Origin of the sequence: Streptococcus australis (assembly GCF_901543175.1) — a bacterium.
Lineage (GTDB): Bacteria > Bacillota > Bacilli > Lactobacillales > Streptococcaceae > Streptococcus > Streptococcus australis_A.
Genome location: NZ_LR594040.1, coordinates 1,801,018 through 1,824,120, shown reverse-complemented (window position 1 = coordinate 1,824,120; position 23,103 = coordinate 1,801,018). Strand labels below are relative to the sequence as shown.

Below are 23,103 nucleotides of genomic sequence, written 5' to 3'. Positions count from 1 at the left end.
TTTTCTGTGTGTATTCCTATCCCTCCCTTGTCTTCTCCAACCAAGCGTGTTATAATGAATACTGCTCAAGCGACCTTCAATCGTGAAGCACACACGACCTTCAATCGTGAATAAACGAATAGATGGGAGACTTACCATGAGTGATAACTCTAAAACACGTGTTGTCGTGGGTATGAGTGGTGGTGTCGATTCGTCGGTGACGGCTCTCTTGCTCAAGGAGCAGGGCTACGATGTGATCGGTATCTTCATGAAGAACTGGGATGACACAGATGAAAACGGCGTTTGTACAGCGACCGAAGATTACAAAGATGTGGCTGCGGTGGCAGACCAGATCGGCATTCCCTACTACTCTGTTAATTTTGAAAAAGAGTACTGGGACCGCGTTTTTGAGTATTTCCTAGCGGAATACCGTGAGGGGCGCACGCCAAATCCAGATGTTATGTGCAACAAGGAGATCAAGTTCAAGGCCTTTTTGGACTATGCTATGACCTTGGGGGCAGATTATGTTGCGACGGGGCACTATGCTCGAGTGGCGCGTGATGAGGATGGCACTGTTCACATGCTTCGTGGCGTGGACAATGGCAAGGATCAGACCTATTTCCTCAGTCAACTTTCGCAAGAACAACTCCAAAAAACCATGTTCCCATTGGGGCATTTGGAAAAGCCTGAAGTACGAAAAATAGCAGAAGAAGCAGGTCTTGCGACTGCCAAGAAGAAAGACTCGACAGGAATTTGCTTTATCGGAGAAAAGAACTTTAAAAGCTTTCTCAGTAACTACCTGCCAGCTCAGCCTGGTCGCATGATGACTGTGGATGGTCGCGATATGGGCGAGCATGCAGGCCTCATGTATTATACAATCGGTCAGCGTGGCGGACTTGGTATCGGTGGCCAACACGGTGGTGACAATGCCCCTTGGTTTGTTGTTGGAAAAGACCTGAGCCAAAATATCCTCTATGTCGGCCAAGGTTTCTATCATGACTCGCTCATGTCAACAAGCCTAGAGGCCAGTCAAGTCCACTTTACTCGTGAGATGCCAGAGGAATTTACGCTAGAATGTACGGCTAAATTCCGCTACCGTCAGCCTGATTCTAAGGTGACAGTACATGTCAAAGGAGATAAGGCAGAAGTCATCTTTGCGGAACCACAGCGCGCCATCACACCAGGACAGGCAGTTGTCTTTTACGATGGCGAAGAGTGTCTCGGTGGTGGTTTGATTGACAATGCCTACCGCGATGGACAAGTTTGTCAGTACATTTAGATTGACAAATTTTCTCAATTTGCTACAATAATAAAAGCAATAGAAATGATGGTCAAAGCTCATGGATGTTGCAGGCTTTTTGTCCTGCACTTCTTACGAGTTTTGACTGTTTTTGTGTCGTTTAATACTCTTCGAAAATCAAATTCAAACCACGTCAGCTTCACCTTGCCGTACTCAAGTACAGCCTGCGTCTAGCTTCCTAGTTTGCTTTTTGATTTTCATTGAGTATAAGGGGAAGGATAAAAATGAGTCAGCAAGACTTTCGGACAAAAGCAGGAAATACAGTTTTTGGTGTTCGGGCGACAGCCTTGATTGTCCAAAATGGCAAGCTCCTAGTCACCAAAGATAAGGGCAAGTATTACACTATTGGCGGTGCGATTCAAGTCAATGAAAGAACGGAGGAAGCGGTAGTCCGCGAAGTGAGGGAAGAACTGGGTGTCAAAGCTGAGGCTAGACAACTAGCTTTTGTAGTTGAAAATCGTTTTGAAGAGGACGGTATTTCCTATCACAATATCGAGTTTCATTATCTGGTGGATTTGCTTGAGGATGCCCCATTGACCATGCAGGAAGATGAGAAAATGCAACCCTGTGAATGGATTGACTTGGATAAGCTTGAGGCTTACCAGTTAGTTCCAGCCTTTTTAAAAACAGCCTTACCCGATTGGGACGGCCAACTAAGACACATTCATCTTGAGGAATAGGAGAGAAAATGACTTATAATTTTACTGAAGAATACGATATTATTGTAATCGGTGCGGGGCACGCTGGGGTTGAGGCTTCCTTGGCCGCTAGCCGTATGGGCTGTAAGGTCCTGCTTGCGACTATTAACATTGAAATGCTGGCTTTCATGCCTTGTAATCCTTCTATCGGCGGTTCTGCCAAGGGAATTGTCGTGCGTGAGGTAGATGCTCTCGGTGGCGAGATGGCCAAGACCATTGACAAGAGTTACATCCAGATGAAGATGCTCAACACTGGGAAAGGGCCAGCCGTTCGCGCCCTTCGTGCGCAGGCTGACAAGGAACTTTACTCTAAGGAGATGCGTAAGACAGTTGAAAATCAAGAAAATCTGACCCTCCGTCAGACCATGATTGATGAGATTTTGGTGGAAGATGGCAAGGTTGTTGGTGTTCGTACAGCGACCCATCAAGAGTATGCTGCAAAGGCTGTTATCGTGACGACAGGGACTGCTCTCCGTGGGGAAATCATCATCGGAGACCTCAAGTACTCATCAGGACCAAACCACAGTCTAGCTTCGATTAACCTAGCTGACAATCTTAAGGAACTGGGACTCGAAATCGGTCGGTTCAAGACAGGTACACCTCCACGTGTCAAGGCTTCTTCTATCAACTACGATGTGACAGAAATCCAGCCAGGAGATGAAGCACCCAATCACTTCTCTTATACTTCGCGCGATGAGGATTATGTCAAAGACCAAGTTCCATGTTGGTTGACCTACACTAATGGTACCAGTCATGAGATTATCCAAAACAACCTCCACCGTGCGCCTATGTTTACAGGTGTGGTTAAGGGAGTGGGACCTCGTTACTGTCCATCGATTGAGGATAAGATTGTGCGTTTTGCGGACAAGGAACGTCACCAGCTCTTCCTTGAACCAGAAGGACGCAATACAGAGGAAGTCTATGTCCAAGGCTTGTCAACCAGTCTGCCTGAGGATGTCCAACGTGAGCTGGTTCATTCCATCAAAGGTTTGGAAAATGCAGAAATGATGCGAACTGGTTATGCCATTGAGTACGACATGGTCTTGCCTCATCAGTTGCGTGCAACTTTGGAAACCAAGAAAATTTCAGGACTCTTCACTGCTGGCCAGACAAATGGAACATCAGGTTACGAAGAGGCGGCAGGACAAGGGATTATCGCTGGTATCAACGCCGCTCTGAAAATCCAAGGCAAGCCTGAGTTGATTTTGAAGCGAAGTGACGGCTATATCGGGGTTATGATTGATGACTTGGTGACCAAGGGAACTATTGAACCTTACCGTCTCTTGACCAGTCGAGCTGAATATCGTCTCATTCTCCGCCATGACAATGCCGATATGCGTTTGACCGAGATGGGACGTGAGATTGGGCTTGTAGATGATGAACGCTGGGCTCGTTTTGAGATTAAGAAAAATCAATTTGACAATGAGATGCTGCGTCTCGACAGCATCAAACTCAAGCCAGTCAAGGAAACCAATGCTAAGGTTGAAGCGATGGGCTTTAAGCCGTTGACTGATGCGGTGACAGCCAAGGAATTTCTCCGTCGTCCAGAAGTTTCTTATCAAGATGTGGTAGCCTTCATCGGTCCAGCTGCAGAGGACTTGGATGACAAGGTCATTGAATTGATTGAAACAGAGATCAAGTACGAGGGTTATATTTCCAAAGCCATGAATCAGGTTGCCAAGATGAAACGCATGGAAGAAAAACGCATTCCAGCTAACATCGACTGGGATGACATTGATTCTATCGCAACCGAAGCCCGTCAGAAGTTCAAACTCATTAATCCAGAAACCATCGGCCAAGCCAGCCGTATTTCGGGAGTAAACCCAGCAGATATTTCTATTTTGATGGTATATCTTGAGGGAAGAAATCGTAGTATTTCTAAGAATCAAGAAAAGAAAGCATAGAAAAACAGCTCCGAAGACGGGGCTGTTTTGTTGATTTATTCTTCTTCATCTGGTGTGAGGATCATCGGGATGATGATTGGTTCACGTTCCGTATTTTCATATAAGAAAGGACGAATAGCGTTGACGATAGCACCATTGACAGATTGGATACTAGCATCTTTGTTTTTCAATGCGATACGAATAGCATTGAAGAGGATGCGCTGGCTTTGACGAATCAAGTCTCCAGACTCTCTCATGTAGACAAAGCCTCGGCTGAGGATGTCTGGTCCAGACAGAATCATCTGCGATTTGAAGTCAACAGTTGCGACTGCAAGTACGACACCGTCTTCGGATAGATCTCTACGGTCTTTGAGGACGGCAGCGCCGATTTCGCCGATACGATTGCCATCGACATAGATGTCTTGGGCGTTGAAATGACCTGCGATACGAGCAGAGTTAGCAGTAAGGGCAAGCACATCACCATTGCTCATGATAAAGATATTGTCCTTTTCGACACCAGTATCCACTGCTAGTCCAGCATGGACCTTCTGCATACGGTATTCACCATGAACAGGCATGAAGTATTTAGGCTTGATCAAGCGGAGCATGAGTTTTTGCTCTTGCTGACCACCGTGTCCAGAGGTGTGGATATTGTTGATTTTGCCGTGGATAACTTCAACACCAGCTTCTGAAATGATGTTAATCAGCTTGTTGACGCTAGTGGTGTTTCCAGGGATTGGGCTAGAAGAGAAGATAACGGTATCGCCGGGTTGGAGTTGCACCTGACGGTGGGTTCCGTTAGCGATACGAGAGAGGGCTGCCATCGGCTCCCCTTGACTACCTGTACAAAGGATAAGGACCTCGCCAGCAGGGTAGTCTTTGATTTCATTTGGCTCGATAAAGGTTCCCTTAGGAGCTTTGATGTAGCCAAGCTCGATCCCGTTGACAATGGCCTTTTCCATAGAGCGACCAAAGACCGCAATCTTGCGTCCAGTCTTAACAGCGGCATCTGTTGCTTGTTGGAGACGGAAGATATTGGAGGCAAAGGACGCAAAGATGATACGACCTTCAATACCTTGGATGATCTTCATGATGGACTGGCCAACAACTTTTTCAGAGTTGGTAAAGGTTGGCACTTCTGCATTTGTCGAGTCAGAGAGGAGACAGAGCACACCTTCTTCCCCAAGGGCAGCCATACGGTGCAAGTCTGCAGGTTCTCCAACTGGAGTGAAGTCAAACTTAAAGTCACCCGTACAGACGATTTTCCCTTGAGGAGTATGAATGACAATCCCTAAAGGCTCTGGAATGGAGTGGGTTGTTCTAAAGAAAGTTGCCTTGAGATTTTTAAAGGTCAACTCAGTATTGTGGTTGATTTCGTAAAGTTTGGCGTTGCGCAAGAGGCCGTGTTCTTCGAGTTTTCCACGGATCAAAGCCAGTGCAAGTGGTCCAGCGTAGATAGGGACATTTGCTTGCTTGAGCAGGAAAGGAATCCCACCGATGTGGTCCTCGTGTCCGTGCGTAATCAGAACGGCTTTGACGCGGTCGATATTGTCCACGATGTAAGAGTAGTCAGGGATAACGTAGTCGATACCCAACAAGTCATCTTCCGGGAATTTAATCCCAGCATCGACGATGATAATCTCGTCTTGGTATTCAATTCCGTAAGTGTTTTTCCCTATTTCTCCCAGACCACCGATGGCAAAAACGCCGACTTCTTCAGGTTTAAGAGTATAGGCCATATTAGAACTCCGTGATTTCGAAAGCGCCAGTTTCTTTCTCATAATCTAGCAATTTGTCAGACAAGAGTTCGATAAATTCGATATTGTACTCTGGGCGGTTTTCTTCGACAAGTTGGCGAGCAGCGATACGCCCCTCAAGTTCTGAGTTGGCATCGATGTCTAGGTAAAGCGAGCGTGTTGTTTCACGACGCGGGCTACGTTCTTTTGTTTCTTGATAAAAAACTTTGTAAATCATATAGTTCCTTTCTATTTACAGGTCAGCTTATTCCAAACTTTTAGTAGAGATTTGCTTGATTTCATTCCATTTTGTGTCTAGATTGACCTTGATTCGTTACAATTATTTCAATTATACCATAAAATGAAAAATTAGTAAAAGACGGAAATGGAGAAAGTAGGGAGAGGTGTAACGTTACAATAGATGTGAGACCTGAGTACCAAAAAAGAAGAAACCTTGATATGATTAATTCTGACACACCCATCAAAAAAAGAGTCTTCTCATGAATAGTATACCACAAAACATCCGCTACCTGTCACATACTTTGGATACACGCTATCACGCTGTCAAAACCTATCGCAACGGTACCTCTGTCACCTTTATCTGTCGGAGATACAAAGTCTCAAAAGCCTCTCTTGTGCGGTGGAATAAACGGTTCGATGGAAGCAAAGAATCTCTAAGAGACAAATCCCATCGCCCTCTGACCCCTCATCCAAATAGTCACACCAATGAAGAAATCAATTGGATCAAACACTGTATCCGCCGCAATCCTAAAGCTACTCTGATTGAAATCTTCTACAAACTCAAAACAAACAAAGGTTACCACAGGCCTCCTTGTTCCCTCTTTCGCATCCTGAGAAAATTAGGCTTCTTCAAAGCTCCTAAAGAAAAGAAAAAAGCCTACAAACCAAAGCCCTACCATACGCCGAACGAAATCGGAGTGAAATGGCAAATGGATGTCAAACATGTCCCAAAACACTGTTACACTGGCTCTATCCCTGATAAATTCTATCAATATACTGTCATCGACGAAGCTTCCAGAGAGAGATTTATCTATCCTTTTAAGGAGCAAAGCTCTCATTCTACGGTTCAATTTTTGAAATTGGATATTCGTCATTTTGGTTGTCAGCCCAAAATCTTGCAAACAGATAATGGTGTTGAATTTACACACTTTAGAGAGACCAAGCAAGTCCACCCGCTTGACCTTCTTTGTGAGGAGCTGGGGATTGAGCATAAGTGTATCAAGCCTCGAACACCTCGACATAATGGCAAGGTAGAACGAAGTCATCGCAATGACAATAAACGATTCTACAAACATCTCCAGTTCTATTCCTATGACGATCTCATCAAACAGATGGAGCGCTATCTCTACAAATCCAATCGATTGCCCATGCCAACTTTAAACTGGATGTCTCCTATCAAAATAAGAAAAACTCTACAAGGAGCTAGCTCCTTGTAAAGAATACCATATCAAGTTTTTAAATAACTTTAGTTTGATCTCACATCATTGACAAACGTACATTCGGAATTTCGACAATTTTTTAAAAAACGCATTCTCATAACTTTGAACATCAAAAAGGAGAGAACCAATTTGGTCCTCTCCAGGGTATGACTTTTCGTTAACCCACTACAGTTGACAAAGAGTATTTTTTCACAAGTTATATTATGGAATTCTACTAAAATACCATTATATCTTGTGTGAAAACCCTATTTTGCAACAATCTCTTTTTCAATTTAGATAGAAAAATAATACACATCTGTCCTACCAATTAGTCCATAATCGCACATAGAATTGAGTTTTTCGATAATATACCTTTTTAAAGTATCTATTGTATCAAATTGATCAAGAATTATAGTTTTGACTTTATCTAAAATATCTTTGACAGTAAATTTCCCTTCTTGATTTAAAATTACTTCAGATACAACGAAACTTGGTCTTTGACTTGTTATGTTTTCCATTTTTAATTCTCCTTAAATTTTTCAAATATTATATTAACTTCTTTAGCTAAAAATCTTCCAAATTTTTCTAAAAATTTTTTTCTAAATTCATTGTCTAATATCTTTTCATTTTTAGTCTTAAAATAAACGTAAAAATATGGATAATTGCTTCTTTCAACTTCCAGAATTGCTCTAATATTCGACAGTTCAGAAAGGCTAAATTCTTTTTCAAAGCTATAAATTATTGGATCTGTTTTTAATCCTGTTTTTATCTCCTTGAAAACTACAAAATAGTCTTCCACTTCATTGTCATATTCTGATTTAATAAAAGCATCCATAACTTGTTTTATGTCTATTTTTTCATCTAAAGTTGAATCTAAATATGCAAATATTATATGCATCGCACGATTTTTGTAATTTTGAGAAAATTTCTCTTCAATTTTTTTATACTGCGAAGTATTTTCTATGTAATTAAATTTAATCTCAGCTTCAAAAGCACTACTAAAAAATTTGAAATCATTATTATTTTTAATAAGAGAGTAATAATTTTTTTGATTAGATAAAAATTCTTCTAACATATACGATACACTCTCTTGTTTTTTGTAATAATCTCTAAAATAATGTTTTTTCAAAACTGTTATAAGCCAGTTATCATCCCACTGAATCAAAGAATCAAAGTACTCTTCATTGGAGTGAGCAAATCTAATAGCAAGCCATAGTCCTGATATATCATCTGGTAGAATATATTCTTCTGTTCCCACAGCCAACGTTTCATCAATCAAATAATTTTTAATAATTATTTCAACACAATTTTGTAAAATAGTATCTGTTTTCGAAACTCTATGATGGTTTATTATATTCTTATATAAGTACCACCTCTTCATAAAAAAATCTTCTATAGTATTTATTGTTTTAGCGTCATAAACAACTTCTACCTTTTCAGAGTCGCCAATTTTAACCTTACAGAACTTGCAAGACGCAATCAATCTATTGTATTCTATTTTCCCATTATCAATACCTGAATTTTCAATATCTCTATTCACATAGTCCAATCTATCTCCATCAATAGTACCAGAAATAATATTATGTAATGACTCCGCCCCTTCTCTCTCCGAGAAAATTAATTTTGTTAATTCAAATACTATAATTTTAAACCATTTTTCCTCAAAACTTAATTTTCCATTATTCATATTATCTGAAAAAATAATCTGACTAAATAATTTATTAGTCATCTTTATCCCCATTTTTTCATGTAATTGGAAATTTCCATCATCAGAGTCATAGTCTTTTATAATTTCCACATATTGTTTTTCTCTTGATGTTAATAAAGACTCCTCTTTTTCCTGTAATGACTTATATATTTTATTTATAGAATACTCTGTGACATGACTGAAAGGAGGATGTCCTATATCATGTAGTAACCCACAGAGCCTAATGGCTTGAAAAGCAATTACATACAAAAGTTTATGCTTTTCTTTCAAATTTTGAGGAATAAATCTATTATAAAAAATATTATTTAAAGAATATTTTTCCAAAGATTTCAGTTCTTCACCTTTATTTCTCAGCTTGGAATCACCTATTATTACTCTATACTTATCATCATTTTTTAAAATTTCATTATCCACAATATTATCAATAATATTTTTAATATTCGTAAATAATAACTCTATTATGTCATCTGAAGTATTACAAATAGCATTATAAAAAATATCTCCACACAGCTTCATTGTTCCTATTGAGTGTTCAAAGCGTTTTGTTCGATTGGTAGGAAAAGTTAAATATGCTGTAGAATTCTGAGAAACATGATGCAATCTATTAAACAATTTTGTTGATATAACTTCTTTTTCACAATCACTCAATAGAATAGTCCCATGATTCGTGTCTGCGATATAAATTTGTCTGTTTTGCATACCAAAATCTCCCTCGACAATTTTAAATGTATCCATTCTATCATAAATAATTATATTTGTCATCCATTTTTACTTCTATTTTAACTTCAACACGGAAAATGAGAAAGTCTTGAGGGAAAGAGGAAGCAAAAAGATGAGTAGGGCTTGGTCAGAGAGCTCTTAGGTGTTATAATGAAAAGAGAAAGGGAAGTTTATGGACGGGAATATTCTCTATAGCTTTTAAAACAAGGAGGATTAAGAATGTTTAGTTTGTTTGAATTTGCGATTGGGGTTCGCCTCTTGATGTTTATAGTTTTTGCAGCCTGTGTATATGTTGGAAATCTTATTTTTACGTATCTAGAACACCGCAAAACAAAATTCCTTTGGAAGCTTGCTTTTGTGACACTCTATTCAATTTTTCTCCTTCTTGTCACCTATGTTGTCTGGTTTGTTTTTTACTTTGGTTTAAATGCTTAAGCTCCAGTACTCATCTAAATATAGAGAAAATCCACCCCATCTTGATAAAGGGGCGGACTTTTCTATTTTCAGGTGATATCTCAATTCTTACGATGATGATTTCTCGCATCAATAATCGAGTTAAAACATAAAAAGAAAACAATGCAAACAGATGAATCAACTGGTAAGGGTGTAACGATGATGTTTAAATCATTGAAAATGATGAGCAAACTGTAAGAGATGAAGAGAATAACATTTACTCTTCTAAAAATGTGTTTTTTATCTAGCATAATTGATCCAAATTTCTTACGAAAAGCCTTCCTTTTTATCCTTCACTTATTCTATTCGAAAAAATAAGAAAATCTAAAAAACCTTTTTGCACCTTGCTACTCATTTACTGGCAGGTCTTTTTTGTTTGGCAACAAAGAAAATTCCCATGCGTCAGCTTTTGTAGTATAATAGTAAGCAGACAAAAAGATAGGAATGTGTTATGAAAGTATTAGCTTTTGATACGTCCAGCAAGGCTCTTTCTCTAGCGATTTTAGAGGACAAGCAGGTTCTTGCCGAGACTATGATCAATATCAAGAAAAATCACAGTATTACCCTCATGCCTTCCATTGATTTTTTGATGTCAAGTCTGGACCTGACACCCAAGGACTTGGATCGAATCGTGGTGGCAGAGGGACCAGGTAGCTACACAGGTTTGCGAATTGCGGTAGCGACAGCCAAAACCTTGGCCCATACTTTGAACATTGAGTTGGTTGGCATGTCTAGCCTCTTGGCTCTGGTGCCAAGTCAGCAAGAAGGCTTGGTGGTTCCTATCATGGATGCACGCCGTAACAATGTCTATGCTGGCTTTTATGAAAATGCCAAGACTGTCTTTCCAGAAGCACACTTGTCTTTTGCGGAAGTGCTAGAGCAGGTCCAGGATGCTGAACAGGTGACCTTTGTCGGAGAAGTTGGAGCCTTTGTGGAACAAATCCAAGAACACTTGCCACAAGCTAACTACCAAGAAACCTTGCCAAATGCAGCTAATCTAGCTTTGTGGGCTTGGGGCAAGGAAGCAGACTCCTTGCACGACTTTGTGCCCAATTACCTCAAGCGTGTCGAAGCTGAGGAAAACTGGCTCAAGAACCACACCGAGTCTGGCGAGTCCTACATTAAACGCCTATGATAGAGATCAAACGAATCCAACAGCAGCCTGACTTGGCTCAAGCTATCTACACAGTCATGGTAGATGTTTACCCAGTCAGTCCGTGGACGCTGGAACAAATCCAAGCAGACCTGTCTCAAGATCAGACTTGGTATGCTCTGGCTTATGATGGGGTAGAAGTGATTGGAATTCTAGCCGTTCAGGAGAATCTCTTTGAAGCAGAAGTCCTGCAAATCGCTGTAAAGAAAGCCTATCAGGGTCAGGGAATTGCGTCAGCCTTGTTTGCTCAATTGCCGACAGATAAGGAAATTTTCCTCGAAGTCAGAAAATCCAACCACCGAGCGCAAGCATTTTACAAGAAAGAAAAGATGGCGGTCATCGCTGAGCGGAAGGCCTACTACCATGACCCAGTCGAGGACGCCATCATCATGAAGAGAGAAATAAGATGAAGGATAGATATATTTTAGCATTTGAGACATCCTGTGATGAGACCAGTGTCGCCGTACTGAAAAACGACGAAGAGCTCTTGTCCAATGTCATTGCTAGTCAAATTGAGAGCCACAAACGTTTTGGGGGCGTAGTGCCGGAAGTTGCTAGTCGTCACCATGTCGAGGTCATTACAGCCTGTATCGAGGAGGCGCTGGCAGAAGCAGGAATTACCGAAGAGGACGTGACAGCCGTTGCCGTTACCTATGGACCAGGATTAGTTGGAGCTCTGCTAGTTGGTTTGTCAGCTGCCAAGGCTTTTGCTTGGGCTCACGGCCTTCCGCTTATCCCTGTTAATCACATGGCTGGGCACCTCATGGCAGCTCAGAGTGTGGAGCCTTTGGAGTTTCCCTTGCTAGCCCTTTTAGTAAGCGGTGGACACACAGAGTTAGTTTATGTTTCTGATGCTGGAGATTACAAGATTGTTGGGGAAACACGAGATGACGCGGTTGGTGAGGCTTATGATAAGGTCGGCCGTGTCATGGGCTTGACCTATCCAGCCGGTCGCGAGATTGACGAGTTGGCCCATCAAGGTCAGGATATTTATGATTTCCCACGGGCTATGATCAAGGAAGACAATCTGGAGTTTTCATTCTCTGGTTTGAAGTCTGCCTTTATCAATCTTCACCACAATGCCGAGCAAAAGGGGGAAAACCTATCTACAGAGGACTTGTGTGCTTCCTTCCAAGCTGCGGTCATGGATATTCTTATGGCTAAAACCAAGAAGGCCTTGGAGAAATATCCTGTAAAAACCCTTGTTGTCGCAGGTGGTGTGGCAGCCAATAAAGGTCTTAGAGAACGCCTAGCATCCGAAATCACAGATGTCAAGGTCATCATTCCACCCCTGCGTCTCTGTGGAGACAATGCAGGTATGATTGCCTATGCCAGTGTCAGCGAGTGGAACAAAGAAAACTTCGCAGGCCTGGATCTTAATGCCAAACCAAGTCTCGCCTTTGATACTATAGAATAAAGAGTCAGCTTGAGGCTGGCTTTTTTGCTAAAATATTTTATAATATGTTAAAAAAGGAAAAGTTTTTACGAATAGAATAGTAAAGGGAGTTTGGCCATGATTGAAAAAATGGAATTGGGAGAATTTTACAAGGAATTGCGTCTGGCGAGAAAACTCAAGCAGTCAGATGTTGCTTGTGATGGACTGACAGCATCCCAGCTATCCAAGTTTGAGTTAGGGCAGTCTATGCTATCTGCGGACAAGTTGATCCTAGCTATCCAAGGGATAAATGTGACTTTTGATGAGTTTGGGCACAAGCTCAACAACTACCAAGAATCTCCACATTTGCGAATCGGTCGAAAAGTTGTGGATCGCTTTGCTCATCAAGATATTGCTGGCTTAGAGCAACTGTTAGAGGAAGTCGAGCAAGAACAGATGGCGCAGACCTATCGTCGTTTGAATGCTATTGTGATCAAAGATGCTATCCATTCCTTGGATAAAAACTATCCGCTAGAAGAAGAGGATAGTGAGTTTTTGACTAGCTACCTCTATGCTATCGAGTCATGGACCTGGTTTGAACTCTATCTTTTTTGCAATACCATGCCCTTCTTGAGCAACCAAGATCTAATCTTTTTATCAACCTCTTTGCTTGAAAAATCAAAGGAATTTAAAGAGTTAGTACACAATCGATTGTATATGAAAAGTGGCTTTCTGAATATCATCTCAGAGCTCATGGAGCGCAAACTTTTCTCTTACGTTCCAATCTTTGAAGCCGAGTTGGAGAGCATGCTTCGTCCGTATGATGTTTTTGAGAAATTATTGTGGCAGTTTTTAAAGAAGATGAGCATTTTCCTTCAGACCAAGGGAAGTAATCAAAAAGAGATTGAACACTTTATCCAATCTCTGCAAATATTAGAAAATCCACAATTAACAGCCCTTTTTGAATTGCGTTTGCAGCAATACAAAAAGCTTATCGATTAGTTAGAAATGGCAAAATAATAATAATCTCAGCAACGATTGTCAATAATGTTATGATTTGTTTCTTCATTTCATGTCCCCCTACATAATGGTAACAATATTATATCAGTGAAAGAGTCAATTCTATAAAAATCGCAAATGTGAAATTCCTATAAGAAAAAATGTCAAATATGCGATTTTCTAAACTAGGGCAGTTTTCGTGTTATACTATCTTTGTAAGTCATTTGAAGCAGATCCTAGGCTAGGTTGCAGAAGCGGAGTTGGAGCAGGTTTACGGAGGAGATCTTGTGTATGCTGCTGTTATCCCAGGCGGAGGAAATTGGGGAGGTCTAGGAACACCTTGGTCAATCACTAATTTCTGGGAGAAATATTTTAACCATGATTCTTCCACTGTTAATCGTCGCCGTTATTGATAGTCAAAGCCCTTGCCTTTTCTTGGGTAGGGGCTACCTTTATTTCATAAAATAGGAGAAAATAGAATGAAAAAGATAATCTCACGCTACTACCTTATTATAGCCATTCTACTTGTCATTGCTGATCAGTTCTTGATTCGTCTGCTCTTACACAGCGATCTTGTTGCTGGTCTATCTGACTTTGCCTATTATTTGTCGGATATGATGTTGAATTTTCTTGTGGTTCTGCTTGCTATTATTGTTATGGTTTGGTCAGGGAAATGGCAGAAAATCAACAGTAGAAAATTTAAAGGTTCTTATCTTTTCTATTCCTTTTTAGCACTTCTTGCTTTTGTTATTTGGAATTTCGTAACATTTTATCTTTTCCCCCCTACCAAAAATGAAATTTCTTATCAACTGTCCACTCCGAATTTTACAGGAGCAACGGTATTTTTGATGTATTTTTTCTATCCCGTGATTGCAGGCCCTATTTTTGAAGAGATGATTTATCGTGGATTGGTGATGACTGCTCTGGAAAAAGGAAAGAAATGGGGACTGGATGTGCTTGGTTCGGCAACTTTGTTTGGAATTTTGCACATTAGTAATCACGGTTGGGTCTTGACTGACTTTTTCGTATATATGGGTGGTGGCCTCATACTTGCAGTCTTATTTAGAGCAACAAAGTCTATTTATTGGCCTATTGGGTTACATATAGTCAATAATGCCATTCCTCAAATTCTGCCCTTGTTGTTTTAGAGTTTTTGACAATCATAAAAACAAAAGAACTGACTAGCTAAGTATTATAAATGAGACTGGCTCTCCAGTCTTTTTTTATTTTGACTATCTGTTACTAGTTTTTGATCAATTCTTTGTTTCCTCAAAATTTTCGGAAAATTCAAAGTTTGTCAGTCTGAGAGTTTTTTAGTATAGTAGAAATATGAAGTTTAAAAAAATAATCAGTAGTTCGCTTGCTCTTGGAGCTTTACTCATGCTTTTATCAGCTTGCCAGAATTTTAAAAAGACACAACTGGTCTTGTTTGAAAGACTTTCATTCAATATGTCCCTTAAATCCTTTGAAGAAGTGTTTGGTGAGGCTAGCGAAGTGGTGGAAGAAACAGAAATGGCTTATCGAGATAGCTGGCGTGCAGAAGACCCCTATTTCTATAAAACGGGACGCCTTTTCTATGATTACGAAAATATTTCTTTGAAGGGCCATACAGGTCGAGTAAGATTCACATTTTCAAAATCGCATCGCTTGGAAGAAGCGACAGTTCATATTCCTGTAGCTTCAAAAGGGGAGCAACAAGTAGTGCTCAGCAATCTATCCCAGACTATAAAAAAAGAAATTGAAGCTCTTCCGACTTTCCATTCTGTAACTACCGAGACGGTAGGATTATACGATGACGGCTATCGCTATAAAGTCAAGTTGAAAGGACAAATGAGAGAATTCTGGATTGATGTTTATCCGACAGAAGATGAAGATGCTAAAGAAATTGAAGCTAAAAAGTATACTATTCGGGTGGATCAGTTTAGGATGTATTAATAACACTCATGGAATTTCAGTATTTTTTACTAGCTCCAAGTTTCAGATTCAAAACTTTTTTCTCTTCCCTGAATGTGTTATAATAGTTCTCGCTGTGGCTGTGTGTGGAGAATCAGTCAGTAGACAAATCATAAATGAGGGAACAAATGAAAGAAAAAGGATTTTGGGAGGGGGCGCAGGCTGCCATGCCGACTGCCCTTGGCTATGTCAGCATTGGCCTTGCTTGTGGGATTATCGGCGCTCCCTATGTGACACCTGTTGAGATGGGCCTGATGAGCCTCTTTGTTTATGCTGGGAGTGCCCAGTTTGCCATGTTGGCATTGATTGCGGTCCAAGCACCTGTAGCAGCCATTGCCATGACAGTCTTTTTAATCAATTTACGACTCTTTTTGCTGAGTTTGCATGCGTCGACCTATTTCCGTCATACCAGTCTCTGGCAAAATATCGGCATGTCCAGTCTCCTGACAGATGAGACTTACGGGGTTTTGATGGGAGAATTAGCCCATACAGACAAAGTCAATCCTATGTGGATGCATGGGAACAATCTCAACAGCTATGTGGCTTGGTTTGTGGGGACGGTAGTCGGAACGGCTCTAGGTGGACTCCTACCAAACCCAGAAATTTTTGGCTTAGATTTTGCCCTCGTGGGGATGTTTATCGGGATTTTTGCTTCGCAGTTCCAGATTATGCAAAGACGGATTCCTGTCCGCAATCTGCTGAAGATCCTAGCAGTTGTTGCGGTGTCTTTCTTTTTGCTCTTGACAGTGGTGTCTCAATCATTAGCTGTTCTATTTGCGACGCTACTTGGTTGTACGATGGGGGTGGTCTTAGATGGTCAGTAAATATCTTTTGTTAGCCGTTATCTTTTCGGGCCTAGTGACTTGGATACCTCGTATGATTCCTTTCATCTTGGTCAAGTACAAGGGTTTGCCAGCTATCGTTGAGCGTTTTTTGAAGTTCTTGCCTGTCTCTATCATCTTTGCCTTGATCCTTTCAAGTGTGGTGTCAGGTAAGGTTGGGAGCCTACCTCAGATCAAGTGGCTGGACTTCTTGGCAGTCTTTCCAACGGCTTTTGTAGCTTTTCGCTATCGCAATCTAGTTGGCACAGTTCTCTTTGGAGTTGTCTTGATTGCAGTCTTGCGTTTGGTCTTTTAAATCAGTCATAAAGAAAACTTATGGCGAAGATAGAAATCATATAATGGCGTAAATTCCTTTTTTCTGTTAAGATAATACAGTATTCTATTTTGGAGGAAATGACATGAAAAAAATCGTTAAATATTCATCTCTTGCTGCCCTAGGGCTTGTTGCCGCAGGTGTACTAGCAGCTTGCTCAGGTGGAGAGAAGAAAGATGCAGCATCAGGTGAAGCAACATCTGGTAAAAAAGAAATCGTCGTAGCGACTAACGGAACACCAAAACCATTTATCTATGAAGAAAATGGTGAATTGACTGGTTATGAGATTGAAGTGGTTCGTGCCATCTTTAAAAACTCTGACAAGTATGAAGTCAAGTTTGAAAAGACAGAGTGGTCAGGGATTTTCCCAGGACTTGATAGTGATCGTTATCAAATGGCTGTTAACAACCTCAGCTATGCCAAAGATCGTGCAGAAAAATACCTTTACGCAGCACCAACTGCTAAAAACCCTAACGTTCTCGTTGTGAAGAAAGACGACGATAGTATCAAATCTCTCGATGATATCGGTGGAAAATCTACTGAAGTCGTTCAAGGAACAACCTCAGCTAAACAATTGGAAGCATACAACACAGAACATGCGGACAATCCAACTATCCTTAATTACACAAAGGCTGATTTCCAACAAATCATGTCTCGTTTGAGTGATGGCCAGTTTGACTACAAGATTTTTGATAAGATTGGTGTTGAGACAGTTATCAAAAACCAAGGTTTGGAAAATTTGAAAGTCATCGAACTTCCAAGCGACCAACAACCTTATGTTTACCCACTCCTTGCTAAAGGTCAAGATGAGTTGAAATCATTTGTGGACAAACGCATCCAAGAACTCTACAAAGATGGAACACTTGAAAAGCTATCTCAACAGTTCTTTGGTGATTCTTACCTACCAGCAGAAGCTGACATCAAATAAGTTTGTAAATCATCCATTCTCTGGTAGATGGATGGTTTTTCCATTCTGGAGGCATATAGTTTTAAACTATATATCTGCCTATCTATTAACAATTTGTTAAATCAAACAATTTATGAGATACTGTTACAGTATTATTTTTAAGGAGAAACAATCATGAAAATTAAAAAATGGCTCGGTGTAGCAGCTCTTGCTACAGTCGCAGGTTTGACTCTTGCAGCTTGCGGAAATTCAGAAAAGAAAGCAGACAACGGAACAGTTGTCAAAATCGCAACAGTTAACCGTAGTGGTTCTGAAGAAGCACGTTGGGACAAGGTTCAAGAGTTGGTTGAAAAAGATGGAATTAAATTGGAATTCACAGAGTTCACTGACTACTCTCAACCAAACAAGGCAACTGCTGATGGCGAAGTTGATTTGAACGCTTTCCAACACTACAACTTCTTGAACAACTGGAACAAAGAAAACGGGAAAGACCTTGTAGCGATTGCAGATACTTACATCTCACCAATCCGCCTTTACTCAGGTAAAAATGGAGAAGAAAACAAGTACACTAAAGTGGAAGAAATCCCAGATAACGGTGAAATCGCTGTACCGAATGACGCTACAAACGAAAGCCGTGCGCTTTACTTGCTTCAATCAGCTGGTTTGATCAAATTGGATGTTTCTGGAACTGCTCTAGCAACAGTTGCTAACATCAAAGAAAATCCAAAGAACTTGAAGATTACTGAATTGGACGCTAGCCAAACAGCTCGTTCATTGTCATCAGTTGACGCTGCCGTTGTAAACAATACCTTCGTTACAGAAGCAAAATTGGACTACAAGAAAGCACTCTTCAAAGAACAAGCTGATGAAAACTCAAAACAATGGTACAACATCATCGTTGCGAAAAAAGATTGGGAATCATCACCTAAAGCGGATGCCATCAAGAAAATTATCGCGGCTTACCACACTGATGAAGTGAAAAAAGTTATCGAAGAAACATCAGACGGTTTGGACCAACCAGTTTGGTAATAAGACACAGGGAGGTGGGAGAGAGTTTCCACCTCTTGCTTTTGTATAGAGAGTTGATTTAAAAGAAGCACTTGCAGTCGTTCCAAGGACACAAGTACGTAGTAGAAAGGGAGAGAGAAAATGGTTTTTCCTAGCGAACAAGAGCAGATTGAAAAATTTGAAAAGGATCATGTGGCCCAACATTGTTTTGAAGTCTTGCGCACCTTAATTTCCAAGAAATCAGTCTTTGCCCAACAGGTTGGACTCAAGGAAGTCGCAAACTATCTGGGTGAGATTTTCAAGCGTGTAGGAGCTGAAGTGGAGATTGATGAGAGCCACACGGCTCCCTTTGTCATGGCGCATTTCAAGAGTTCGCGTCCAGATGCTAAGACCTTGATCTTCTATAATCACTATGATACCGTGCCAGCGGATGGTGACCAGGTGTGGACAGAGGATCCTTTTACTCTTTCGGTACGAAATGGCTTTATGTATGGACGTGGGGTTGACGATGACAAAGGCCATATCACGGCTCGTTTGAGTGCTTTGAGAAAGTATATGCAGCACCACGATGACCTACCTGTCAATATCAGTTTTATCATGGAAGGGGCAGAGGAGTCTGCTTCCATGGATCTAGATAAGTATTTAGAGAAACACGCAGACAAACTTCGTGGGGCGGATTTACTAGTCTGGGAACAAGGGACCAAGAACGCCTTGGAACAGCTAGAAATCTCTGGCGGAAACAAGGGCATTGTAACCTTTGATGCTAAGGTGAAAAGTGCGGATGTGGATATCCACTCGAGTTATGGTGGTGTCGTGGAATCAGCTCCATGGTATCTCATCCAGGCCTTAAGTAGCCTGCGTGCAGCAGATGGCCGTATCTTGGTAGAAGGCTTGTACGAGGATGTTCAAGAGCCAAATGAACGAGAACTAGCCTTGGTAGATACCTACGCCCAACGCAATCCCGGGGAAATCAGTCGCATTTATGGCTTGGAATTGCCTCTCTTACAAGAGGATCGTGCAGCCTTTCTAAAACGTTTCTTTTTCGAGCCAGCCCTTAATATCGAAGGGATTCAGTCAGGGTACCAAGGGCAAGGAGTGAAAACGATTTTGCCAGCAGAAGCCAGTGCCAAGCTAGAGGTTCGTTTGGTTCCTGGTCTAGAACCGCATGATGTTCTGGAAAAAATTCGGAAACAGCTAGACAAAAATGGCTTTGATAAGGTAGAATTATACTATACCTTGGGAGAGATGAGCTATCGAAGCGATATGAGCGCGCCAGCCATTCTCAACGTAATCGAGTTGGCCAATAAATTCTATCCACAGGGCGTTTCAGTCTTGCCGACAACAGCGGGGACAGGACCTATGCATACGGTCTTTGATGCCCTAGAGGTACCGATGGTTGCCTTCGGTCTAGGGAATGCCAATAGCCGAGACCATGGTGGAGATGAAAATGTGCGAATCGCCGATTACTACACCCATATTGAATTAGTAGAGGAGCTGATTAGAAGCTATGAGTAGAGATATTATCAAGTTAGATCAGATCGATGTGACTTTTCACCAGAAGAAGAGAACCATCACAGCGGTCAAGGATGTGACCATTCACATCCAAGAAGGGGATATCTACGGTATCGTTGGATATTCTGGAGCAGGGAAATCCACTCTTGTACGGGTGATTAACCTCTTGCAAAAGCCATCTGCTGGGAAAATTACCATTGATGACGACGTCATTTTTGATGGCAAGGTAACCTTGACGGCAGAGCAGTTGCGTCGTAAACGTCAGGATATCGGGATGATTTTCCAGCACTTTAACCTGATGAGTCAAAAGACAGCAGAGGAGAATGTAGCCTTTGCCCTTAAGCACTCTGGACTCAGCAAGGAAGAAAAGAAAGCTAAAGTAGCTAAGTTGTTGGACTTAGTTGGCTTGGCGGATCGTGCTGAAAACTACCCTTCACAACTATCAGGAGGGCAAAAACAGCGTGTAGCCATTGCGCGTGCCTTGGCAAATGATCCGAAAATTTTGATTTCAGACGAGTCAACTTCTGCCCTTGACCCTAAGACAACCAAGCAGATTTTGGCCTTATTGCAAGATTTGAACCAAAAATTAGGTTTGACCGTTGTTTTGATTACGCATGAGATGCAGATTGTCAAAGACATTGCCAACCGTGTGGCAGTTATGCAGGATGGACATTTGATTGAAGAGGGCAGTGTCCTTGAAATCTTCTCAGACCCTAAACAACCTTTGACTCAAGACTTTATCTCAACTGCGACAGGTATTGATGAAGCCATGGTTAAGATTGAGAAGCAAGAAATCGTAGAGCACTTATCTGAGAACAGTATCTTAGTGCAGCTCAAGTATGCAGGGGCTTCAACAGACGAGCCACTTTTGAATGAATTGTACAAACATTACCAAGTAACGGCTAATATCCTTTATGGAAATATTGAAATTCTTGATGGTACTCCTGTTGGAGAATTGGTTGTGGTCTTGTCAGGGGAAAAAGCAGCGCTAGCAGGTGCTCAAGAAGCCATTCGTCAAGCAGGTGTACAGCTAAAAGTATTGAAGGGAGGACAGTAAGATGGAATCATTGATTCAAACCTATTTACCAAATGTCTATAAAATGGGCTGGGCCGGTCAAGCAGGCTGGGGAACAGCCATCTACTTAACTCTTTATATGACAGTTCTTTCCTTCATCATCGGAGGGTTCTTGGGGCTAGTGGCAGGTCTCTTCCTTGTCTTGACAGCGCCAGGTGGTGTCTTGGAAAATAAGGTTATCTTCTGGATTTTAGACAAGATCACCTCTATTTTCCGTGCGGTACCATTTATCATCCTCTTGGCAATCTTGTCGCCACTCTCTCACTTGATTGTTAAGACTAGTATTGGGCCCAATGCAGCCCTTGTCCCACTTTCTTTTGCGGTCTTTGCCTTCTTTGCCCGTCAAGTGCAGGTTGTCTTGGCTGAACTGGATGGCGGTGTCATTGAGGCGGCTCAAGCAAGCGGAGCGACCTTCTGGGATATCGTGGGTGTTTACCTATCAGAAGGTCTTCCAGATTTGATCCGTGTGACGACTGTGACCTTGATTTCACTAGTCGGTGAAACAGCTATGGCTGGTGCGGTCGGAGCTGGTGGTATCGGTAACGTAGCCATCGCTTATGGATTTAACCGTTTCAATCACGATGTTACAGTTTTAGCAACCATCATTATCATCTTGATTATCTTCACGATTCAGTTCTTGGGAGATTTCTTGACCAAGAAATTAAGTCATAAATAAAAAGAGCCGAAGGGTTCTTTTTTGTTCTAGGAGGCTGCCAACATTTGCCAACAGGGGCATTTAAAGTTTTTAAATTATGGTATAATAGATAAAGTTAACTCTCTCTGGTGATAAGATAGGAAAAAAATAGAAAGATAAACCTTGAAGCGAGATGAGAAAATGAAAAAGGAGTTCGGTTGATATGAATTATTTCGAGGGGAATGAGTTTTTCCTTCTCTTGTTTGTAGTTTTACTGATTGGTTTTGTGGTAAACTTTTTTGAAAAACGTAAGGACTACTATATTTTGGCGCTCTCCCTCTTATTCGCAGGAGCTATTTATGGCAAGAGTCGAGCGATGATAGTCTATTTGCTCGCCTTTATCGTTTACCAATATTTTCTGGTTTTTCTAGCACAGAGGATAGAAGCAAAGCGGTTGAAACCACTGGTTTTCCTTTCCATTCTTCCTTTGGTGATCAATAAAGTCTTTGCCCTGACTTCTCTGCATTTGTTGGCCTTTATTGGTATTTCCTATATGTCCTTTAAGACCATTCAGATCATGCTAGAAATATCGGATGGCTTGATCAAAGAAAAAATCAGTGTAAAAGATTATCTACAGTTTTTGCTCTTTTTCCCAACAGTTAGTGCTGGTCCGATTGATCGGAGTAGGAGATTTTTAAAAGAGATAAACGAGGTCATGCCCCGAAAAGAGTATCTAGAGTTAGCAGGGGACGGTGTGTATCGTATCGTTCTAGGCCTTCTTTACAAGGTTGTTTTATCAACCTATGTTTACCAGATGTTACTCACTCTAAATAATACTGGCACAGTCGTTTACTCAATCAAGTATATGTACCTCTATACCTTGTATCTGTTCTTCGACTTTGCAGGCTATAGTCTAATGGCCGTTGGAAGTAGCAACATTCTAGGTATTCAGACACCGATGAACTTTAACAAACCTTTCTTGAGTGTCGATATCAAGGATTTCTGGACCAGATGGCATATCACCTTGTCGACCTGGTTGAGAGATTTTGTATTTTCAAGAGTATTGATGCAGGTTATCAGGAAAAAATGGTTTAAAAATAGACTATACAATGCAACCTATGCCTATATGGTCAATATGTTGGTCATGGGTTTTTGGCATGGTCTTAGTGTAAGCTATATTGTTTATGGTTTTTACCATGGTGTCTTGATGGCTGGATTTGAAGTGTATCAAAAGAAAAGCAATTTTTATAAGAAAAATAAAAACAAAAAATGGTATAAGCTATTAAGTTGGTTTGTGACCATGAATCTGGTTATGGTTGGTTTCTTTATCTTTTCAGGTGAACCCTATAAAATCTTACTGACGATTTTAAAGAGATAAGAGATTGAAAAGAGATCGGACAGATCGAAGGGATAGGA

24 protein-coding genes are annotated in these 23,103 nt (G+C 41.1%); 20 read left to right on the top strand and 4 right to left on the bottom strand.

Annotation, left to right across the window (positions count from 1 at the left end; translation table 11 throughout):
• Positions 1-136: 136 nt before the first annotated feature.
• From mnmA to mnmG, 3 genes are all read left to right on the top strand, one after another.
• Positions 137-1,258, top strand: coding sequence for a tRNA 2-thiouridine(34) synthase MnmA (gene mnmA, locus FGK98_RS09400; protein ID WP_138100939.1), 1,122 nt, complete (start codon positions 137-139; stop codon positions 1,256-1,258).
• Between the two features lie 245 nt (positions 1,259-1,503).
• On the top strand, positions 1,504-1,959 hold the full coding sequence (locus FGK98_RS09390) for an NUDIX hydrolase (RefSeq protein ID WP_138100938.1): 456 nt from the start codon (positions 1,504-1,506) through the stop codon (positions 1,957-1,959).
• Positions 1,960-1,967: 8 nt separating this feature from the next.
• Positions 1,968-3,881: a tRNA uridine-5-carboxymethylaminomethyl(34) synthesis enzyme MnmG gene (gene mnmG, locus FGK98_RS09385; protein ID WP_138100937.1), complete on the top strand. Its 1,914-nt coding sequence runs from the start codon at positions 1,968-1,970 to the stop codon at positions 3,879-3,881.
• A 35-nt stretch (positions 3,882-3,916) separates the two neighbouring features.
• Here the strand turns inward: mnmG and rnjA are convergent, their stop codons facing one another.
• Together rnjA and FGK98_RS09375 are read right to left on the bottom strand one after the other, a co-directional pair.
• A complete protein-coding gene (gene rnjA / locus FGK98_RS09380; protein ID WP_138100936.1) occupies positions 3,917-5,599 on the bottom strand; it encodes a ribonuclease J1 in 1,683 nt (560 codons plus the stop codon).
• A gap of 1 nt (position 5,600) precedes the next feature.
• Positions 5,601-5,834, bottom strand: a complete 234-nt coding sequence (locus tag FGK98_RS09375; RefSeq protein WP_000639581.1) for a DNA-dependent RNA polymerase subunit epsilon — start codon at positions 5,832-5,834, stop codon at positions 5,601-5,603.
• A 262-nt stretch (positions 5,835-6,096) separates the two neighbouring features.
• Here FGK98_RS09375 and FGK98_RS09370 point away from each other — a divergent pair, with 262 nt between their 5' ends.
• A complete protein-coding gene (locus FGK98_RS09370) occupies positions 6,097-7,053 on the top strand; it encodes a DDE-type integrase/transposase/recombinase (protein ID WP_138100935.1) in 957 nt (318 codons plus the stop codon).
• A gap of 275 nt (positions 7,054-7,328) precedes the next feature.
• On the opposite strand, the gene FGK98_RS09365 is transcribed toward FGK98_RS09370, so the two are convergent.
• Both FGK98_RS09365 and FGK98_RS09360 read right to left on the bottom strand, forming a co-directional pair.
• A complete protein-coding gene (locus FGK98_RS09365) occupies positions 7,329-7,553 on the bottom strand; it encodes a hypothetical protein (RefSeq protein WP_138100934.1) in 225 nt (74 codons plus the stop codon).
• A 2-nt stretch (positions 7,554-7,555) separates the two neighbouring features.
• Positions 7,556-9,505: an HD domain-containing protein gene (locus FGK98_RS09360; protein WP_138100933.1), complete on the bottom strand. Its 1,950-nt coding sequence runs from the start codon at positions 9,503-9,505 to the stop codon at positions 7,556-7,558.
• 177 nt (positions 9,506-9,682) lie between these two features.
• Between FGK98_RS09360 and FGK98_RS09355 the strand changes: the two genes are divergently transcribed.
• The 16 genes from FGK98_RS09355 to dltB all read left to right on the top strand — a co-directional run bounded on the left by FGK98_RS09355 (position 9,683) and on the right by dltB (position 23,065).
• Entirely contained in the window at positions 9,683-9,898 is a 216-nt protein-coding gene (locus tag FGK98_RS09355; protein WP_138100932.1) for a hypothetical protein, read from the top strand.
• A gap of 469 nt (positions 9,899-10,367) precedes the next feature.
• Positions 10,368-11,051 carry a tRNA (adenosine(37)-N6)-threonylcarbamoyltransferase complex dimerization subunit type 1 TsaB gene (gene tsaB, locus FGK98_RS09345; RefSeq protein WP_138100930.1) on the top strand — a complete coding sequence of 228 codons (684 nt, stop codon included), beginning with the start codon at positions 10,368-10,370 and terminating at the stop codon, positions 11,049-11,051.
• Complete coding sequence (gene rimI / locus FGK98_RS09340) at positions 11,048-11,479, top strand: ribosomal protein S18-alanine N-acetyltransferase (RefSeq protein WP_138100929.1); 432 nt, start codon at positions 11,048-11,050, stop codon at positions 11,477-11,479. Before tsaB ends, rimI begins: the two co-directional genes overlap by 4 nt.
• A complete protein-coding gene (gene tsaD, locus FGK98_RS09335) occupies positions 11,476-12,486 on the top strand; it encodes a tRNA (adenosine(37)-N6)-threonylcarbamoyltransferase complex transferase subunit TsaD (RefSeq protein WP_138100928.1) in 1,011 nt (336 codons plus the stop codon). The genes rimI and tsaD overlap by 4 nt, the downstream gene beginning before the upstream one ends.
• A 96-nt stretch (positions 12,487-12,582) precedes the next feature.
• Positions 12,583-13,446, top strand: coding sequence for an XRE/MutR family transcriptional regulator (locus tag FGK98_RS09330; protein WP_138100927.1), 864 nt, complete (start codon positions 12,583-12,585; stop codon positions 13,444-13,446).
• 257 nt (positions 13,447-13,703) lie between these two features.
• Positions 13,704-13,856 (top strand): peptide pheromone VP1, encoded by a 153-nt coding sequence (locus FGK98_RS09325; RefSeq protein ID WP_138100926.1) that lies wholly within the window; start codon positions 13,704-13,706, stop codon positions 13,854-13,856.
• Between the two features lie 66 nt (positions 13,857-13,922).
• Positions 13,923-14,591: a CPBP family intramembrane glutamic endopeptidase gene (locus FGK98_RS09320; protein WP_138100925.1), complete on the top strand. Its 669-nt coding sequence runs from the start codon at positions 13,923-13,925 to the stop codon at positions 14,589-14,591.
• Positions 14,592-14,772: 181 nt separating this feature from the next.
• Positions 14,773-15,378: a hypothetical protein gene (locus FGK98_RS09315; protein ID WP_138100924.1), complete on the top strand. Its 606-nt coding sequence runs from the start codon at positions 14,773-14,775 to the stop codon at positions 15,376-15,378.
• Between the two features lie 146 nt (positions 15,379-15,524).
• Positions 15,525-16,220 carry an AzlC family ABC transporter permease gene (locus FGK98_RS09310; protein WP_138100923.1) on the top strand — a complete coding sequence of 232 codons (696 nt, stop codon included), beginning with the start codon at positions 15,525-15,527 and terminating at the stop codon, positions 16,218-16,220.
• Positions 16,210-16,533, top strand: a complete 324-nt coding sequence (locus tag FGK98_RS09305) for an AzlD domain-containing protein (RefSeq protein ID WP_138100922.1) — start codon at positions 16,210-16,212, stop codon at positions 16,531-16,533. The genes FGK98_RS09310 and FGK98_RS09305 overlap by 11 nt, the downstream gene beginning before the upstream one ends.
• Before the next feature lie 103 nt (positions 16,534-16,636).
• The gene (locus FGK98_RS09300; RefSeq protein WP_138100921.1) at positions 16,637-17,479 is read left to right on the top strand and encodes an amino acid ABC transporter substrate-binding protein; all 843 of its coding nucleotides are present in this window, start codon (positions 16,637-16,639) and stop codon (positions 17,477-17,479) included.
• A gap of 153 nt (positions 17,480-17,632) precedes the next feature.
• Entirely contained in the window at positions 17,633-18,487 is an 855-nt protein-coding gene (locus tag FGK98_RS09295; protein WP_138100920.1) for a MetQ/NlpA family ABC transporter substrate-binding protein, read from the top strand.
• 120 nt (positions 18,488-18,607) lie between these two features.
• Positions 18,608-19,981: a M20 family metallopeptidase gene (locus FGK98_RS09290; RefSeq protein ID WP_138100919.1), complete on the top strand. Its 1,374-nt coding sequence runs from the start codon at positions 18,608-18,610 to the stop codon at positions 19,979-19,981.
• A complete protein-coding gene (locus FGK98_RS09285; protein ID WP_000085662.1) occupies positions 19,974-21,035 on the top strand; it encodes a methionine ABC transporter ATP-binding protein in 1,062 nt (353 codons plus the stop codon). The genes FGK98_RS09290 and FGK98_RS09285 overlap by 8 nt, the downstream gene beginning before the upstream one ends.
• Before the next feature lies 1 nt (position 21,036).
• Positions 21,037-21,729 carry a methionine ABC transporter permease gene (locus FGK98_RS09280; RefSeq protein WP_125848022.1) on the top strand — a complete coding sequence of 231 codons (693 nt, stop codon included), beginning with the start codon at positions 21,037-21,039 and terminating at the stop codon, positions 21,727-21,729.
• A gap of 181 nt (positions 21,730-21,910) precedes the next feature.
• A complete protein-coding gene (gene dltB / locus FGK98_RS09275; RefSeq protein ID WP_138100918.1) occupies positions 21,911-23,065 on the top strand; it encodes a D-alanyl-lipoteichoic acid biosynthesis protein DltB in 1,155 nt (384 codons plus the stop codon).
• Positions 23,066-23,103: the final 38 nt, after the last annotated feature.